The organism is Microbacterium sp. ZW T5_45 (genome assembly GCF_044987415.1).
Taxonomy (GTDB): domain Bacteria; phylum Actinomycetota; class Actinomycetes; order Actinomycetales; family Microbacteriaceae; genus Microbacterium.
Genome location: NZ_JBJDRJ010000030.1, coordinates 35,011 through 51,621 on the forward strand (window position 1 = coordinate 35,011; position 16,611 = coordinate 51,621).

16 protein-coding genes and 1 tRNA gene are annotated in these 16,611 nt (G+C 68.2%); 7 read left to right on the top strand and 10 right to left on the bottom strand.

Features of this window, described 5'->3' with window-relative positions:
- Position 1: 1 nt before the first annotated feature.
- Together ACI3KS_RS14520 and ACI3KS_RS14525 are read right to left on the bottom strand one after the other, a co-directional pair.
- On the bottom strand, positions 2 to 520 hold the full coding sequence (locus ACI3KS_RS14520) for an FHA domain-containing protein (RefSeq protein WP_404919252.1): 519 nt from the start codon (positions 518 to 520) through the stop codon (positions 2 to 4).
- A 96-nt stretch (positions 521 to 616) separates the two neighbouring features.
- Positions 617 to 1,342, bottom strand: a complete 726-nt coding sequence (locus ACI3KS_RS14525; protein WP_404919253.1) for an FhaA domain-containing protein — start codon at positions 1,340 to 1,342, stop codon at positions 617 to 619.
- Positions 1,343 to 1,622: 280 nt separating this feature from the next.
- Between ACI3KS_RS14525 and ACI3KS_RS14530 the strand changes: the two genes are divergently transcribed.
- Positions 1,623 to 1,705 (top strand) — tRNA-Leu (locus ACI3KS_RS14530).
- 190 nt (positions 1,706 to 1,895) lie between these two features.
- On the opposite strand, the gene secA2 is transcribed toward ACI3KS_RS14530, so the two are convergent.
- The 5 genes from secA2 to ACI3KS_RS14555 all read right to left on the bottom strand — a co-directional run bounded on the left by secA2 (position 1,896) and on the right by ACI3KS_RS14555 (position 6,001).
- Positions 1,896 to 4,325, bottom strand: coding sequence for an accessory Sec system translocase SecA2 (gene secA2 / locus ACI3KS_RS14535; protein ID WP_404919254.1), 2,430 nt, complete (start codon positions 4,323 to 4,325; stop codon positions 1,896 to 1,898).
- Positions 4,229 to 4,747 (bottom strand): ArsR/SmtB family transcription factor, encoded by a 519-nt coding sequence (locus ACI3KS_RS14540; protein ID WP_404919255.1) that lies wholly within the window; start codon positions 4,745 to 4,747, stop codon positions 4,229 to 4,231. Before ACI3KS_RS14540 ends, secA2 begins: the two co-directional genes overlap by 97 nt.
- Before the next feature lie 176 nt (positions 4,748 to 4,923).
- Positions 4,924 to 5,100: a hypothetical protein gene (locus tag ACI3KS_RS14545; RefSeq protein ID WP_404919256.1), complete on the bottom strand. Its 177-nt coding sequence runs from the start codon at positions 5,098 to 5,100 to the stop codon at positions 4,924 to 4,926.
- 2 nt (positions 5,101 to 5,102) lie between these two features.
- Positions 5,103 to 5,546 carry a VOC family protein gene (locus tag ACI3KS_RS14550; protein ID WP_404919257.1) on the bottom strand — a complete coding sequence of 148 codons (444 nt, stop codon included), beginning with the start codon at positions 5,544 to 5,546 and terminating at the stop codon, positions 5,103 to 5,105.
- 29 nt (positions 5,547 to 5,575) lie between these two features.
- Positions 5,576 to 6,001: a hypothetical protein gene (locus tag ACI3KS_RS14555; RefSeq protein WP_404919258.1), complete on the bottom strand. Its 426-nt coding sequence runs from the start codon at positions 5,999 to 6,001 to the stop codon at positions 5,576 to 5,578.
- Positions 6,002 to 6,036: 35 nt separating this feature from the next.
- On the opposite strand from ACI3KS_RS14555, the gene ACI3KS_RS14560 reads away from it, so the two are divergent.
- Positions 6,037 to 6,435 carry a CGNR zinc finger domain-containing protein gene (locus tag ACI3KS_RS14560; protein WP_404919259.1) on the top strand — a complete coding sequence of 133 codons (399 nt, stop codon included), beginning with the start codon at positions 6,037 to 6,039 and terminating at the stop codon, positions 6,433 to 6,435.
- Positions 6,436 to 6,439: 4 nt separating this feature from the next.
- Here the strand turns inward: ACI3KS_RS14560 and ACI3KS_RS14565 are convergent, their stop codons facing one another.
- Positions 6,440 to 7,009, bottom strand: a complete 570-nt coding sequence (locus ACI3KS_RS14565; protein ID WP_404919260.1) for a TetR family transcriptional regulator — start codon at positions 7,007 to 7,009, stop codon at positions 6,440 to 6,442.
- Between the two features lie 90 nt (positions 7,010 to 7,099).
- Here ACI3KS_RS14565 and ACI3KS_RS14570 point away from each other — a divergent pair, with 90 nt between their 5' ends.
- Positions 7,100 to 8,521 carry an MFS transporter gene (locus ACI3KS_RS14570; RefSeq protein ID WP_404919261.1) on the top strand — a complete coding sequence of 474 codons (1,422 nt, stop codon included), beginning with the start codon at positions 7,100 to 7,102 and terminating at the stop codon, positions 8,519 to 8,521.
- A gap of 98 nt (positions 8,522 to 8,619) precedes the next feature.
- Here the strand turns inward: ACI3KS_RS14570 and ACI3KS_RS14575 are convergent, their stop codons facing one another.
- Positions 8,620 to 9,846, bottom strand: a complete 1,227-nt coding sequence (locus tag ACI3KS_RS14575; protein ID WP_404919262.1) for a M23 family metallopeptidase — start codon at positions 9,844 to 9,846, stop codon at positions 8,620 to 8,622.
- Between the two features lie 193 nt (positions 9,847 to 10,039).
- The gene (locus ACI3KS_RS14580) at positions 10,040 to 11,245 is read right to left on the bottom strand and encodes an MFS transporter (protein WP_404919263.1); all 1,206 of its coding nucleotides are present in this window, start codon (positions 11,243 to 11,245) and stop codon (positions 10,040 to 10,042) included.
- A 162-nt stretch (positions 11,246 to 11,407) separates the two neighbouring features.
- On the opposite strand from ACI3KS_RS14580, the gene ACI3KS_RS14585 reads away from it, so the two are divergent.
- The 4 genes from ACI3KS_RS14585 to ACI3KS_RS14600 all read left to right on the top strand — a co-directional run bounded on the left by ACI3KS_RS14585 (position 11,408) and on the right by ACI3KS_RS14600 (position 16,404).
- A complete protein-coding gene (locus ACI3KS_RS14585) occupies positions 11,408 to 12,979 on the top strand; it encodes a carboxyl transferase domain-containing protein (RefSeq protein ID WP_404919264.1) in 1,572 nt (523 codons plus the stop codon).
- Positions 12,980 to 12,984: 5 nt separating this feature from the next.
- Positions 12,985 to 15,045, top strand: a complete 2,061-nt coding sequence (locus ACI3KS_RS14590; RefSeq protein WP_404919265.1) for an acetyl-CoA carboxylase biotin carboxylase subunit — start codon at positions 12,985 to 12,987, stop codon at positions 15,043 to 15,045.
- Entirely contained in the window at positions 15,042 to 15,527 is a 486-nt protein-coding gene (locus tag ACI3KS_RS14595; RefSeq protein ID WP_404919266.1) for a MaoC family dehydratase, read from the top strand. Before ACI3KS_RS14590 ends, ACI3KS_RS14595 begins: the two co-directional genes overlap by 4 nt.
- 79 nt (positions 15,528 to 15,606) lie before the next feature.
- A complete protein-coding gene (locus ACI3KS_RS14600; RefSeq protein ID WP_404919267.1) occupies positions 15,607 to 16,404 on the top strand; it encodes a siderophore-interacting protein in 798 nt (265 codons plus the stop codon).
- Positions 16,405 to 16,611: the final 207 nt, after the last annotated feature.

Below are 16,611 nucleotides of genomic sequence, written 5' to 3' on the forward strand. Positions count from 1 at the left end.
GTCAGGCTCGCAGTTCGAAGGTCGTGGCGCCCACCTTGACGGGGGTGCCGAGCAGCAGGGGGACGGAAGAGCCGGTGACGCGCTTGCCGTCGACGAAGGTGCCGTTCGTGGAGTCCAGATCCTGGATCGCCCAGCGGTCGCCGCGCAGCAGCAGGCGGGCGTGGTGGCTGGAGGTGTAGTCGTCGCGGATCACGAGCGCCGACTCGCTGGAGCGGCCGATCGAGAGGCTCTCGCCGCTGAGGGGGAGTTCCAGGCCGGCCTTCGGGCCCGAGGTGATCACGAGGCGCTTCGCGGTCGCGATCGTCGCCGGACCGGTGGTGGCGGGCTTCGCGGATGCCGGGCGAGAAGACGCCTGTGCGGCCGGGGCGGGGGCCGCGGGCTGCGGCGTCTGCTCGGCGGGGAGCTTGCGCACCTTCACACCGAAGAGGTCGGCGCGCAGCGAGTAGACGACCGCAAACACGAAGAACCACAGGAGGATGAGGAACCCGATGCGCAGCAGGAGGAGGGGCAGTTCAGGCATGAGTCCCTCCCGTCCACGGGGCAGCAGCCACGGCCGGTTCCTGAGCGAGCGCCGTGCTGAGCGAGCGCAGCGAGTCGAAGTATCGAAGGGCAGGCATCACAGGCTCCCGAACGCACGGGTCGCGTCGTCGTCGCGCGGACGGGACGGACGCGCGGGCGCGGTGTCGGGGACGATGCGGAACACGAGGTCGGTGCGTCCGATCGTGATCGTCGTGTCGCTGGGCAGGCCGGCCTCGAGGACCTTCTCGCCGTTCACCTTGGTGCCGTTCGTCGAGCCGAGGTCGCGCATCATGGCGCGCTCGCCGTCCCAGAGCACCTCGACGTGCTTGCGGCTCGACCCGGCGTCGGAGATCGTGATGTCGGCATCCGATCCGCGTCCGATGATGGTGCGGGCGCGGTTCAGGGTGTGGCGCTGACCGTCGACGTCGATGACGCCCTTCCAACTGACGCGGGATTCGACGGAGCCCGAGCTCACGCGCACGGTTCCGGTCGCGACTTTGTCGTCGGCCTCGAGGGTGATCGAGAGGGGCCCGGCGAAGCTGTAGCGCTGCGACTTCGCGTGCGTCGTGAGCAGGGCGTGCAGCTCGTCGGTGAGGGCGCCGCCGAGCGACAGCATCCGCTCCGCGTCGTCGGGGCTGAGGCGCACGACGAAGCTGTTCGGCACGATGATGCGGTCGCGGCTGACGATGGCCGATTTCGTGTCGGCTTCGCGGCGGAGCGCAGAGGCGATCTCCACCGGTTGGATGCCGCTGCGGAAGGTCTTCGCGAAGGCGCTGTTCACAGCGCGTTCGAGACCCTTCTCAAAGCTGTCAAGTAGTCCCACTGGGCTCCTCTGGCATGCCGACCGGTGGGTACATCGTAGCCAGGTGTGCTGTGTGGTTGCCGTCGAGGCCCGGAATGGCGCGGGTTTCCGGGGGTTCTCCGGGGCTGCCGCTGTGCGGAATGGAGGCGCGGTCCGCGGTTCGTCGGCGGGTTTCCGGCGAGCCGCGCCTGCAATCCGTGCATCTCGCCTGCACAGCGACGGATGCTGCAGGCCTCGGTTTCATGACTGCCCGGATGCCGTGCTATTCTCGGCAAGTTGAGTTCTTCGGAACGAGACGCTCGCGCGAGTGGCGGAATGGTAGACGCGCTGGCTTCAGGTGCCAGTGTCCGTATGGACGTGGGGGTTCAAGTCCCCCCTCGCGCACAGCGAGAAAGTGGCCCCTCACCAGGGATCCAATGATCCAGGTGGGGGGCTATTCCCTTGTCATGGGGCGAGACATGGAGCAAGCGCCCCGGTTCTCCCCATGGCGGGCCTAGGTCGACTGATGCCCGCGAGTCCTGACGTTCCATCGGTTGTGCCGAATCGGCGCCCCCGCCTTCGTCGGTCTCCGGTGCTATTCGAGGTTGAGGATTCTGGAGCGGACGAACTTTCCGACTCTGCGGATGAATCGGTCGCCGGGATTTCCGTAGGGGTCGTCGGTGACCATGTACGTCCAGGTCGCGGAGGGCCGCCTGAGCCCCAGCTCTGTGAGGTCACGGCCGATATCGTCGCCACCGAGCCCGGTGATGAAGTCTGCGACGGCCTGATAGGTGCGGTCGAAGAAGCCGTGGAACTCCCGCAGGGCGAGCCGGTGGAACTCGTCGGCAGGCTTCTCTCCGCCGAGCGCTCGGAGATGGATGCCATCTCTGATCTCCTGCAGGACGGTCAGGTGCGATACCCACTGCTCATCTAGGAAGAACAGGGCGACCGCTCGGGTGGTCTCCGACATGCGCGTCAGATCCCGAGCGTCGACGAGTCGACGCCAGTGCTCGGGGATGAGGTCTTGCACTCGCTCGTCCGCCGCGGAGCTGCCGATGATCTCTCCACGATGGGCGAGGACGGTTGCTCGTTGTGCGGCTATGGCGCGGTTGTAGACCCAGGTTGCGCGATGGCGGTCTGTGCGCAGGCTCTCCGCGATCGCCTGACACTGATCGGCGATCTTCTGACGTGTGACGCCGGGCAAGGCATCTTGCTCCCGGCGGATGCGGGTGAGCATGCGGTCGGTGGCGTGCAACTGGATCACGTCATCCTCGAAGCTGAGGAACGTGAGGCTGATGCCAGGATCGCCTTGCCGACCCGCGCGTCCGCGCAGTTGGGCGTCGAGGCGTCGGGACGGGTATCGGCTTGTCGCGATCACGGCGAGGCCACCCGCCGTAACGACCCGGTCGTAGTCGAATCCGCTCACTCCGCCGAGACGGATGTCGGTTCCTCGCCCGGACATCTGCGTCGAGATGGTCACCGCCCCGTACTCGCCCGCACGAGCCACGATCTCCGCCTCTTGCTCATCGTTCTTCGCATTCAGCACCCGCACCGGCACACCGGCCGAATCGAGGTGAGCGGCGAGGGCTTCGGACTCGGCAACGCTCTGCGTCCCCACTAGCACCGGCTGCCCGGTCCGGTGTCGTGTTGCCACTTCGGTGACGATGGCCGTGGTCTTCGCTTCTTCGGTCAGAACGATGCTGTCGGCGACATCGACTCGTTGGCTCGGTTCATGCCGTTCGACTCGACCGGCGGGAAGCTTGTAGAACTCGATGAGTTCTTCCGCGACCGTGGTGACGGTGCCACTCATCCCCGCCCTGGTCTCGTATTGGAGGAGAAGGTCTTGGACAGTGATCTGGTCGAGGATCACGCCGGGAGCCGACACGGGCAGATGCTCCTTCGCTTCGAGTGCCGCATGGAGTCCGTCGGGCCAGCGTTGCATATGCGCGACCCGGCCCCTGGTGGTGTTGATCAGCGAGACCTTCCCGTCTGTCACCAGATAGTCCACGTCCCGGTGCACCAGTGCCCGGGCGTGCAGAGCGAGGTTGATGCGAGTGAACATCCCCAGATGCTCCGTGTCATAGAGGTTGATCCGGCCGAGCCTCGCTTCCAAACGATCGAGCCCGCCATCGGTCAGACTGACAGCGCACTGGTCTCCGTCAACGGTGAAGTCCTCATCCGGGATGAGAGCTTCCACCAGAGCAGTGGCCTGGTCGAACTCCTCCGCCTCGTGATCGGACGATCCTGCGAGCACGAGCGGGAGCATCGCCTCGTCGATCATCACCGCATCCGCCTCGTCGACGACTGCGACATCGAACACCGGTGCGACAGTCTCCCGCGCGGCGACAGAAAAACGGTCTCGGAGCACATCGAACCCGATCTCGCTCACCGGTGCGTACACAACATCTCGTGCATAGGCGCGGCGGCGATCCTCATGCGAGGTGTGCTGGCCGATCCAGCCCGCCTTCACGTCCAGTCGATCGAAGAACGGTCCCATCCACGCCGCATCACGCTCGGCGAGATAGTCGTTCACCGAGATCACATGCACTCGCCGCCCCGCGACCGCGAACCCCGCAGCGGCGAGTGCGCCGACCAGTGTCTTTCCCTCCCCGGTGTCCATCTCCACTGCGTGACCCGACAACAGCGCACAGCACCCCACCAGCTGCTCATCGAATGCCCGCAGCCCCACTGCGCGGTCCGCTGCTTCCCGCGCAACCGCGAGATATCGTGCCGTTGCCTCCCGGTGCAGCCGCTTCTCCCCGGTGCGCAGATACAGTACTGCTGCTTCGGAGCGCAGTCCGACGTCGTCGAGTGCTCGCATCCGCTCTTCGAGCGCGTTGGCATCGCGGACGATCGGCAGGTATCGCCGAAAGGATACTTGTCCCGGCAATCCGAGAGGACGCGCGGCCCAGCCAGGAATAGATGGACTCATCGTGGCGTCCCTACGGCCACCAGGACTGCCAGTAAGGGCACGACCCGAGCAGCTGGCACCTCGTAAAGGCCCCGGCCGGGAGAGGCGAGCCATCCCGTCGTGGTCAGCTCCTTCAGGTGGTGGTAGACCTGACCAGTCGTCCCGCTCTCCAACGCCTCGACCAGACCCGACGCGGTGACCGTCCCGTGCAGCACCGCATGCAGAATCGCCAGACGGACCGGATGTCCCAACGCATTCAGCGTGCCCGCATGTTCGGTCCAGTCCTGCGCCAGAACCTCGGACGCGGCCAGCCCGTACTGCCATTGCACGGCACCGCCTGTCGGGAGATTGACAGCGCCCGTGTACAGCACCGTGCCACCTTCGGGAGCACGACTCTTCAACCCCTCCAACGCCCGCAACGCCTCAGTCTTCGAGCTCGCTGATTCCGTGCCGCATGCCGTCGCGGAACGCCCTTGCAGCTCCGCCACGGCGAGCTCCATCACGCGCAACCGCGCCTCGACATCACCTGCACTCATGCGTCGATTGTATGGTAAAACGTAATTACAGAAGGCGATGAGCAGTTGCGTCGATGATTGATACTGTGCCGCGCGCAAGACTTGGCAAGTGACTTCATGCGGTCGAACGCTCAACGGAGATCCACGGCGCAAGGGTTCGAGGTCAGTTCACGCTCCCGAGGGCACCGGCTCGAGAATCATCCCTCCGCGGGGACGAGCGTGAAGCCCTCCCGCGCGAGCATCTCGGCGAGGTGTTCCGCGTACCAGGCGGGCCATTCGGTGTCGTAGACGCCGCCGAGCTGCTCCTCCTCGTACCTGCCGTGCGCGGCGGCCGTCTCGCGCAGCATCCGTTCCAGGAGGTCGACCGTCTCCACGGTCAACGCCCCGGCAGACGGTCGATGACCTGCTGGATGATCCACTCGTTGCCGTCCGGATCGTCGAACGACACGAAGGATGCGTAGCTGTCGTGCTGCTCGTTCGGGCCGGCGACGCGATTGCGCCCATCGGCCCAGTGGAAGACGCCATCGGCGTCGTGCCAGATCTCGGAGATCTCGATGCCGCGCTCGACGAGTTCCGAACGGATGCCGGCGAGATCGGCCGTGACGAGGTGCAGGCCGCGCGCGGAGCCCGGCTGAGCCGATGTGAGGTTGTCGCCGAAGATGATCGACGCTCCCGACCCCGGAGGGGTGAACTGCACGACGCGCAGGCCGCGTTCCGTCGAGAAGTCGGCATCCTCGCGGAATCCGAGCCGGGCGTAGAAATCCTTCGCGCGATCGACATCGCTCACCGGGATGACGATGACTTCGAGTGCGAGCTTCATGAGTGCTCTCCTTGCGTTTCTCGGTCGGATCAGGCGCTGAAGACGGCGGCGAAAGACCTCTTGAGGCCGGGCGCACCGATGATCGGGAGGAGCCCTGCGAGGATCTTGGCGCCGAAGGCGCGGGGCTCGCGGGTGAGCGCCACGTCGATCCGCGCGCCCTCCGGGGCGTCGGAGACGCGGAAGTCCCATCCGCCGCCGGCGCCGAACAGCTTCGATTCGTGGGTCGTGAGCGTCGCCGTGCGCGACTCGATGTCCCACTCGTACCGTCCGCGTTCCCACGCGGCGGCGTTGCCCTCGGTCACCTCGGCCCATCCCTCTCCGCGGCCGTGCACTTCGAAGTGGTCGGTGTCGATGCCAGGCCAGGTCTCGGTGCGCCGAGGACTGAAGTCCGTGAGAACGGCCATGACGGCATCAGGTGAGAGAGGGGAGAGGACGTGGAAGCGAGTGACGGACATGAGCGGCCTTTCGGAGATAACCGGTTTGAACGGTTATGAGACTGTCGGATGCTGTCGAGCTGCGCGAAGCGATCTACTCGGCCGCAGCGGCTCGTCTTGCGGGGGGTCGGTTGCCTGCAGCATCCGTCGCCGTGCTCAATCGATGGTCGGCGTCGTCACCGGCGCGCCTCGTTCTCGAGGGCGATGTCGTGCGACGCCGAGGATCGGCTGCAGAAGGACTGGCATCCGTCGCGCGGAATGCGGTCGAACTGTTCGGGGGAGACGAGGCGTCGCTGCTCAGGGAGTGCGGCAGGCCCGGGTGCACCCAGGTCTACGTGGACCGGTCGCGCGGGCAGCGCCGTGAGTGGTGCTCGATGCGCACGTGCGGCAACAGGGTCAAGGCGTCGCAGTTCCGCGCTCGGCATCGGGTGGCGGGTGAAGCGCCGGTCGCGTGACTCTCTAGGAGGGGCGAGGCGTCAGCAGCGCCCGCACGTTCTCGACGACGATCTCGCGACGACGTTCCACGGACGGCAGGGCGATCCGGCTCATCTCCGGGGTGAGGGTGTGCCAGGCCATCGCGAGCGCTCGCACGGTGGTGAGGATCTCGATGGGGCTGCGGTCCGCAGGCAGGGTCCCTGCGCCCTGTGCTCTTTCGATGTCGGCGAGCTTCGCGGCGTGCGCATCCACCAGGATGCGCAGATCCTCGCTGTCGCCGCGCTCGAGGATGTGCCAGTTCGTCAGGCGCAGAGTGTTCGGATACTTCTCGTACACGTCGAAGGAGCGACCGGCGTAGCCCGGCAGGTCGTCCGCGTCGAACTCCCCGTCGTCGGAGAAGGCCGCGACCCGCTGCGCGAACACCTCGTCGAAGAGGCGGTCCTTGCTCTCGAAGTACCTGTAGATCATCGCCTTGTTCGCCGATGCGTTCTCGGCGATCCGGTCGACCCGTCCACCGGCGATGCCGTATCGAGCGAACTCGTCTTCTGCCGCATCCAGGATCCGGATCTTCGTGGCTTCCGCGTCGCGAACCATGCGACACACGCTAGCAAGTAACCAGTTGGTTGACAAACGGCAGAGGTGCGCGCATTCTTGTAACCAACTAGTCGGTTACTTAGGAGCGTCATGACCACCTCTTCCCTGCCGTCCACCTCGGCCCTCCCATCCGCCTGGCGCCGGGGTGTGATGCTCGCCGTCATCATGGGGTGCCAGCTGATGATGGTGCTCGACACCTCGATCGTCACGACGGCGCTGCCGCACGTCGAGCGCGAGCTCGGCTTCACGGCGGCATCCCTGTCGTGGGTGCAGAACAGCTATGCCTTGGCATTCGGCGGGCTACTGCTCCTCGGAGCGCGGGCCGGCGACCTCCTCGGTCGACGACGTGTCTTCACCGCGGGGGTCGGGCTCTTCGCCGCCGCGTCCCTGCTCGCGGGGCTCGCGCCGACGGCAGAGCTGCTCATCCTGGGCCGTACGCTTCAGGGCATCGCATCCGCCTTCGCGATCCCGGCCACACTCGCGCTTCTCGTGCAGTCGTTCCCCCGACCGGAGGAGCGCACCCGGGCGATCAGCATCTACAGCGCGGTCATCGGTGCCGGCGGCAGCGTCGGCATCATCATCGGCGGGATCTTCACGGATCTGCTCTCCTGGCGGTGGGGGATGCTGATCAACGTCCCGCTCGGGATCGCCGTGCTGCTGCTCGCGCCGCGGTTCCTTTCGGAGACTCCGCGCCGACGCGGCACCGTCGACATCGCCGGCGCGCTCGCCGTGACTGCGGGGATGACGGCGCTGGTGTTCGGACTCGTGGGGGCCGGCGAGAGCGGATGGACCGATGTGACGGTGATCGCTTCGCTGGGGACCGCGGTGGTGCTGCTCGTCGTGTTCGTCCTCATCGAGCGCCGCGCTGCTCAGCCGATCACGCCGCTGGCGCTCTTCGCGGATGTCACCCGGTCCGGGGCCTACGCCCTGCGGGTGCTGACCGTGGGCGCGATGTTCTCGACCTTCTACTTCCTGAGCCAGTACTTGCAGAACGTGCTCGGGTTCAGCGCGTTCATCGCAGGGCTCTCGTATGTGCCGTTGACGCTCATGTTCTTCGCGATGGTCTACGTGATCCGTCCCCTCGTCGCGCGGATCAGCAAGCCGACGCTCCTCGTGACGTCGTTGGCGACGGCCACGCTCGGGATGCTCTGGCTCAGCACTATCGACGGGGACAGCGTCTTCTTCCCCGGCATCCTTCTTCCCCTCCTCGTGCTCGGCGCCGGGCAGGGCATCGCGATCATCCTGCTCACCGAGTTCGGCATGGCGGGAGTCCCGACCGAGGACAGCGGGGCCGCATCCGGGCTCGTCAATACCGCGCACCAGCTCGGCGGAACGGTCGGTCTGGCGCTGCTCACCGTCGTGTTTTCTTCGTCAGGAGCAGGAACGGCGTCTGCGGAGCCCTATTCCGCTGTCTTCCACGCGGCGACGTGGTTCTACGTGACCGCGGTGGCGATCGCCGTGGGGATGTGGGTGCACGGGAAGCGTGCTGCTCGCCGAACCGCTCGTTCCTGAGCGCAGTCATGGGCGGAGCCATCACCCAGTTGGGCGGACGGCCCGGTGCGATTCCTCGTCACCAGCACACCGAACACCCGTGGCGACCGCGAGGAGGTCTAGCGGACGTTCGCCTCGAGCCACGGGATCGGGTTGATCTGGGTCCCGTTGATGCGCACCTCGAAGTGCAGGCACGAGCCGATCGTGTATCCGGTGGTGCCGACGCGACCCAGGTACTGACCCGCCACGACCGTGTCGCCGACCTCGACGCCGCGGCTGTCGTAGTTCATGTGCCCGTAGAGCGTGGTCACGGCCTTGCCGTCGATCACGTGCTGCACCTGGACGGTGACCCCGTACCCGTTGTAACTGTCTTGCGACATGGTGACCACGCCGTCGGCGGCCGCGTAGATCGGGGTGCCGATCGGTGCCGCGTAGTCCTGGCCCATGTGGCTGCGACCCGGACGCGCCGCGCCGAAGCCGTCGGTCATCTCGTACGTGCCCTCGGCCATCGGGATGATGACCTGGCCGGGGTTCGCGATGGGTGCGATGCCGCTCTTCGCCGTCGCTGCGGCGGATGCGCGGATGTCGGCGAGCTCCGAGGGGGTCGTTGCCGAGAACTCGCCGGAGACGAGGACGTTCGGCATCACGTCGGAGCTCGCGGTGAACGACTGCGCGTCGACCGACAGGCCGGCGGATGCCGCCGATGCGGTGCCGAGACCTGACTGGGCGAGGCCGAGCGCGGGAAGAGCGGTGCCGCCGACCAACGTCGCGATCGCGAATGCGGCGATCGTGGACTTGCCGACCCGGAGCTTGCGACGGCCACCCACGGGGGGAGTGGATGCCGATGCCGGACCGGATCCGACGGATGCTGCAGCGCCGCGGCGCCTCGGGCGGCGAGCGCGGGAGAAGCGGGGAGTGCGGGCGTTCGTCGACGTCTCGGCGGACGGCTCGGCCGTGACCTCATCGCTGAGCGCGTCGGCCTCGTCCGACGCGTCGGCGTCGAGATCGGTCAGGTCCTGCCCGGGTGTGTCCACGTCGGATGCAGGGGCACCGACGACGGTGCCTTCCGCGGAAGCGGCAGCATCCGGGAACAACGGGTCGACGTGAGCGGCAGCCACAGGCTCAGCCACGGCGACGGGCTCAGCGGAACCCGCGACGATCTCAGCGGGAACCGGCTCGTCGACCGTCTGCGTCTCGTGCGCGATGCCGGCGGATGCCGATGCCTGGGCGATCCCGACCGCGACGGCGGCCATCGCCTGCTGCGCAGCAGCCTCTGCGGCGGCTGCCGCCTCTTGGGCACGGCGTCGGTCTCGACGCAGCATGCCGGAGGGGGCGGTGGGGTTCATGGGAGACGCCTCGGGCGCAGGCGTGAGATCGGGTGATGACGAAGTGATGAGAAGGCTCCTCGAACGGCCGGGTAGTCCGTTATCGATTCGTAATGATAAGCAGATGGACGACCGGTTCACCAAATCGAGCGACGCGTACACAGGAAAAGGTCAGCTACTGCGACGACGCGCGGGCCGGCGGAGCCGCGTCCGCTCAGCGGCTGAGCCGACGCATCCGCAGGGCCGCGGTGACGGCCACGACGGCGACGATCACGACGAACGCGAGCAGCACCGTGGTCTGCGGTAGCACGGTCAGTGCTCCGCCGATAGCGAGCACCGGCAGCGCCAGCCCGCAGTAGGCGACGAGGAAGATGCCGGCCAGCGTCTCACCGCGACGGCCCGGCTCGGCGACCTCGCCGGCCACCGCCAGCGCGCTCTTGAACAGGGCGCCGACGCCGGCGCCCGAGATCACGCCGCCGAGGAGGAACAGGGCGAGAGACGGCAGCAGGGCTCCCGCGGCCACGGAGACGAGACCCACGCCGGCGGCGATCGCGGCGAACAGCAACTGCCCGTGTCGCGCCATCCGGGCAAGGACGATCTGTGCGGCCGCCGCCGATCCGAAGACGAGGAAGACGGTCACACCGGCGACGAGATGGTCGGTCACCTCGAAGGTGCCGACGAGGATGCTCGGCGCCAGGGACGTGAAGAGCCCGAACAGCGCGAACCCGGCGAACGCGGCGAAGCCGGCCGCGACGAAGGCGCTCTTCGCCGCGGCGGGCACGGCGATGCGCTGCGGGCGGTAGACGCGCGGAGTGTGGGTGACCGTCTCGGGGACGAGCGTGATCGCGATCGCGAGCAGGATCAGCACGACAGCGAACACCGTGTGCGGCAGGTGCAGCGGGTCGGGCAGGTAGTTCGCGAACAGCCCGCCGATCACGGGGCCGAGCCCCAGCCCGCCCAGGTTGGCGCCACCCGCGACGGATGCCGCCACGATCGCGTTCTCATCGGGCCGCGCCTGCGCGCGCAGCTCGCCGAGGTGCGCGGTCGCGGTTGCCGTGAGCACGCCGATGCTCACGCCGTTCACGACGCGGGCGACGAGCAGGCCGGCGACATCGGTGAAGACCATGAACAACACCGCGGAGAGCGCCGAGACGAGGATCGCGATGACGATCATGCGGCGACGGCCCATCCAGTCGCTCACATGGCCGAGCAGGAAGAGGCTGGCGACCACACCCACCGCGTACGCCGCGAAGATGATCGTGATGGTCGACACCGGAAAATCGTCCAGCTGCTGGTACAGCGGATACAGCGGCGTCGGCACGGTCGAGTACGCCATGACCAGCAGGAACGAGATCGCGACCACCCAGAACCCGATCTCATGCGGACGGCTGGGGGTGAGCACGGGGGACTTCGAGGACAAACGGGACTTCTTCCAGGGGGACGGCATCGCTCGGAGGGAGCGCCGGATCCATCCTGGCACCGTCTGGAGGATCGGGCTCCGCGCCGGCGACCCTCGACATCTCGGTTAATGGTGAGTAACCTGAATTCGGCTGACCCGCCGATGACCCGATGGAGAGTTGTCATGGCAGAGACCGCGCAGAACGTCGCGTATCGAGACCTCGTCGACGAGCTCCGGCGTCGGCGTGAGATCGCCGCCCGCGGAGGCTCTGAGGCCGCTCGCGTTAGGCACGTCGAGCGCGGCAAGCTGCTCGCCCGTGACCGCATCGACGTACTGCTCGACGTCGGCAGCCCCTTCCTCGAGATCGCGCCGCTCGCGGCCGACGGCATGTACGACGGGGATGCTCCCGCGGCCGGAGTCGTCGCCGGAATCGGCCTCGTGCACGGCCGCCATGTCATGGTCATCGCGAACGACGCGACGGTGAAGGGTGGCACCTACTTCCCGATCACGGTGAAGAAGCACCTGCGCGCGCAGGAAGTCGCCGCGGAGAACCGTCTGCCGTGCGTCTACCTCGTCGACTCCGGTGGTGCCTACCTCCCGCTGCAGGACGAGGTGTTCCCCGACCGCGATCACTTCGGACGCATCTTCTACAACCAGGCGCGGATGTCGCGCGACGGCATCCCGCAGATCGCCGCGGTGCTGGGATCGTCGACCGCCGGCGGCGCCTACGTCCCGGCGATGAGCGACGAGACCGTGATCGTGCGGAACCAGGGCACGATCTTCCTCGGCGGCCCGCCGCTCGTGAAGGCGGCCACCGGCGAGGTGGTCTCAGCGGAGGACCTCGGCGGCGGCGTCGTGCACACCCGGGTCTCGGGTGTCGCCGACCACCTCGCCGAGAACGATGAGCACGCGCTGCAGATCGTCCGCGACATCGTCGCCACTCTGCCCCCGAACCGCGAGCCCGCCGTGGCACCGGAGCGCGTACGAGAACCGGCGCGCTCGCCGCAGGAGCTCGTCGACGTCGTACCCGTCGAGCTCACGGTGCCCTACGACGCCCGCGAGATCGTGACCCGCCTCGTCGACGGCGGCAGCGTGCACGAGTTCAAGGCCGAGTACGGCACCACGCTCATCACCGCGTTCGCGCGCATCCACGGGCATCGGGTCGGGATCGTCGCGAACAACGGCGTGCTGTTCGGCGAGTCCGCGCTCAAGGGCGCGCACTTCATCGAGCTGTGCGACCAGCGCGGCATCCCGCTGCTGTTCCTGCAGAACATCACCGGCTTCATGGTCGGTCGGGAGTACGAGTCGGCCGGCATCGCGAAGCACGGCGCGAAGATGGTCAACGCTGTCGCCTGCGCGTCGGTGCCCAAGCTGACGGTCGTCGTCGGGGGATCCTTCGGCGCCGGCACCTATTCGATGTGCGGTCGCGCCTACTCGCCGCGCTTCCTCTGGCTGTGGCCGGGAGCACGCGTATCGGTCATGGGCGGGCCGCAGGCGGCATCCGTCCTGTCCACCGTCCGCCGGGATCAGATCGAGGCGGCGGGCGGCACATGGAGCGCCGCGGAGCAGGCCGAGTTCGAGGCGCCGATCCGCGCGACGTACGACGAGCAGGGCAGTCCCTACTACTCCACCGCCCGCCTCTGGGACGACGGCATCATCGACCCCGCCGAGACGCGCGACGTACTCGGCCTCGCCCTCGACGTCGTCACCCGTACGCCCCTCGACGCGCCGGGTTACGGCGTCTTCCGGATGTGACCACGATGTTCGACGCCGCACCCATGTTCCACACCGTGCTCATCGCCAACCGCGGCGAGATCGCCTGCCGCATCATCCGCACGCTGCGCGCGCTCGGCATCCGCTCGGTCGCCGTCTACAGCGATGCGGATGCCGACGCACGGCACGTCCGTCTCGCCGATGTCGCCGTGCGGCTGGGGCCGGCCCCTGCGGCGAGCAGTTATCTCGATGCCGACGCGGTGCTCGACGCAGCCCGCCGGACGGGCGCGCAGGCGATCCATCCCGGCTACGGCTTCCTGTCGGAGAACGCGTCGTTCGCGCGGGCCTGTGCCGAGGCGGGCATCGTGTTCATCGGTCCGACCGCCGAGGCGATCTCGATCATGGGCGACAAGATCACGGCGAAGACCGCGGTGGGCGCGCGGGGCGTGCCGACGGTCCCCGGTGTCGCGCACGCGGGCATGACCGACGACGAGCTGGTGGATGCTGCGGCATCCGTCGGATACCCCCTGCTCATCAAGCCGTCGGCCGGCGGCGGCGGCAAGGGCATGCACGTCGTGGAGGCGGCGGATGCTCTGCCGGGGGCCCTCGCGGCGGCGCGGCGCGAGGCGGCAGCGAGCTTCGGCGACGACACGCTGTTCCTCGAGAGGTACGTGCACAACCCCCGGCACATCGAGGTGCAGGTACTGGCCGACGCGCACGGTGCGGTGATCCACCTCGGTGAGCGGGAGTGCTCGCTGCAGCGCCGTCACCAGAAGGTCATCGAGGAGGCGCCGTCGCCGCTGCTCGACGCCGAGACGCGCGAGCGCATCGGGCGGGCGGCGTGCGAGACCGCGCGCAGCGTCGACTACCGCGGCGCGGGCACGGTCGAGTTCATCGTGTCAGCAGACCGGCCGGACGAGTTCTTCTTCATGGAGATGAACACGCGCTTGCAGGTCGAGCATCCGGTGACCGAGGAGGTCACCGGCATCGATCTCGTCGAGCAGCAGCTGCGCGTGGCCGCGGGGGAGCCGCTCGCGCTGACGCAGGACGACATCGTGCTGCGTGGGCACGCGATCGAGGCCCGTGTCTACGCGGAGGATCCGGCGGCCGGGTTCCTGCCGACCGGCGGACATGTCGATCGCGTGCATCATCCCGCAGGCGCGGGGGTGCGCGTCGACACGGCTCTCGAGGACGGACTCGACGTCTCGGTCGACTACGACCCCATGCTCGCGAAGGTGATCGCGTGGGGGGCCGATCGCGATGAGGCCCGCCGCAGGCTGATCTCCGCCCTCGGCGACACCGCGGTGTTCGGGTTCACGACCAACGTCGAGTTCCTGCGGATGCTGCTCGAGGTGCCGGCGGTGGCCTCCGGCGATCTCGACACAGGGCTCATCGCCCGGGTGCTCGACTCGCTGGAGTTCGTGGCTGCGGATGAGCGGACGTTCGTGGAGGCGGCTGTGCTGATCGATGCGCAGCCTGCTGCGCTTCCGCGCGCGAACGGGGCCGGGGGCGCGACGGCGTCGGCCTTCGGATCGGGAGTCTCCGGCCGCGGGGGTCCCCGTGCCGATGGACCCTGGGCGCGCCGCGACGGCTGGCGTCTCGGGGCTCCCGCGGATCGCCGGTACCGCCTGAGGTACGGCGACTCGATGAGGGAGGTGAGGTTGGTCGGAGCATCCGTCCGCACCGACGACGGGCTCGTCCCGGTGCGGATGACCGACGTCGGCGACGGACGCGTGACGGTCGACGTCGGCGGAGAGGTGCGCACGCTCCTCGCCCACGTCGACGAGGCGGGCGTGGCTCTCGTGCGGCAGGGCGCGGTGATCCGCGTCGACGTGGACGTCGTCTCGTACGCCGCGGATGCCGCAGGCGTCGCCGACCCGGAGATCGTCTCGCCCATGCCGGGAACGGTCGTCGTGACCTACGTCTCCGACGGCGATCGGGTCGCGGTCGGCGACCCGGTGATCGCGGTCGAGGCGATGAAGATGGAGCACGCGGTGACGGCATCCGTCGCGGGCGTCGTGACGATGCGCGCCGCACGGGGCGACGTCGTGGCGAGAGGACAGGTGCTCGCGACGATCGTCGCGGACCCGGGTGAGGGGGATGAATGACCGAGCGGATCACACAGCGCGGGCTGTACTTCGACGAGCTGAAGGAAGGAGCGGTCTACGTGCACAGCCCCGGCCGCACGGTCACCGAGGCCGACAACGTGCTGTTCACGACCCTCACGATGAACACGCAGTCGCTCCACCTCGACGCGGTCTGGTCGGCGTCGACCGAGTTCGGGGAACGGCTGGTCAACAGCATGTTCACGCTGTCGACTCTCGTCGGACTCTCGGTCGCGCAGCTCACGCAGGGCACGATCGTCGCGAACCTGGGCTTCTCGGACGTGCGGTTCCCCGCGCCCGTGCGTATCGGCGACACCCTCTATGCCGAGACGCTCGTGGCGGGCAAACGGCTGTCGCGGTCGCGTCCAGGGCAGGGCGTGGTCGAGTTCGCCCACACGATGCGCAATCAGGACGGGGTGGTCGTCGCCGAGGCGACCCGCTCGACGCTGATGCTCGTGTCTCCGGGCGCCTCCGGTTCTGGATAGCGGGCGGGGCAACCGCGCCCTGCACAGTCGGGAGCGGGCAGACTGGAGCGGCAACGAATCAGCGACGTCAGGAGTCGGAATGTCGGATCAGCCGCGCAGAACCCCCAGCCAGGCCGTGCTCACGGTGCAGGAGGTCGAGCGGCTGAGCCCCGATCTGATCCGCATCACGGCCGGTGGCGACGGGTACGCGGAGTTCGCCGACAACGACTCGACCGACAAGTACGTGAAGATCCTGTTCGCGGACCCTCGGCACGGGCTGACCCCGCCGTATGATCTGGCCCGACTGCGCGAGGAGAGTCCCGAGAAGCTGCCGACGCGGCGCACGTACACGGTGCGCAGGTCGGATCCGGCGAACCGTCGGCTCGTGATCGACTTCGTGGTGCACGGCGACGAGGGCGTCGCCGGTCCCTGGGCGCTGCAGGCGCAGCCCGGCGACACCATCGTGGTCAGCGGCGCGGGCGGTGGCTACGCGCCGTCGCCGTCGGCGCCGTGGCACCTGCTCGTGGGCGATCACACCGCGCTGCCGGCGATCTCCTCCGCCGTCGAGGCGCTGCCGGCGGATGCCGTCGGTCATGTCATCCTGTCGATCGCGAACCCCGACGACCGTCTGCTGCCCGCCGTGCCGGCCGGCGTGACGCTGCGATGGACCGAGACGGATGCCGAGCTGCTCGAGGCGCTCTCGACGCTGCCCTGGGCCGAGGGACACCCTGGCGTCTTCGCACACGGCGAGCGGGGGACGATCAAGCAGGTGCGTGCGCTGCTGAAGCAGCACGAGGTGCCGCGCGAGTCGCTCTCGATCTCGGCCTACTGGGCGCTCGGGCGCGCCGAGGACCAGTTCCAGGCCGAGAAGCGCGAGCCGATCGGCCAGATCGAGTAGCGCGGGCGTTCGGGCTTCGCACGGCACGCGCTGGTCGACGCCAGGCGAGACCGACGACTTCGCGTGAAACGGATGCTCTCTGGGGTGACCCGGTTTTGGTGGAGTCTTGTTCTCGGGTGATTTTGATGAACGAACGAGATAGGCCGCGGGCGCGGCGTGCGGGTGAGCACTATTCGATGGAAGAGCGTTCCGCGGCAGTCAAGCTTG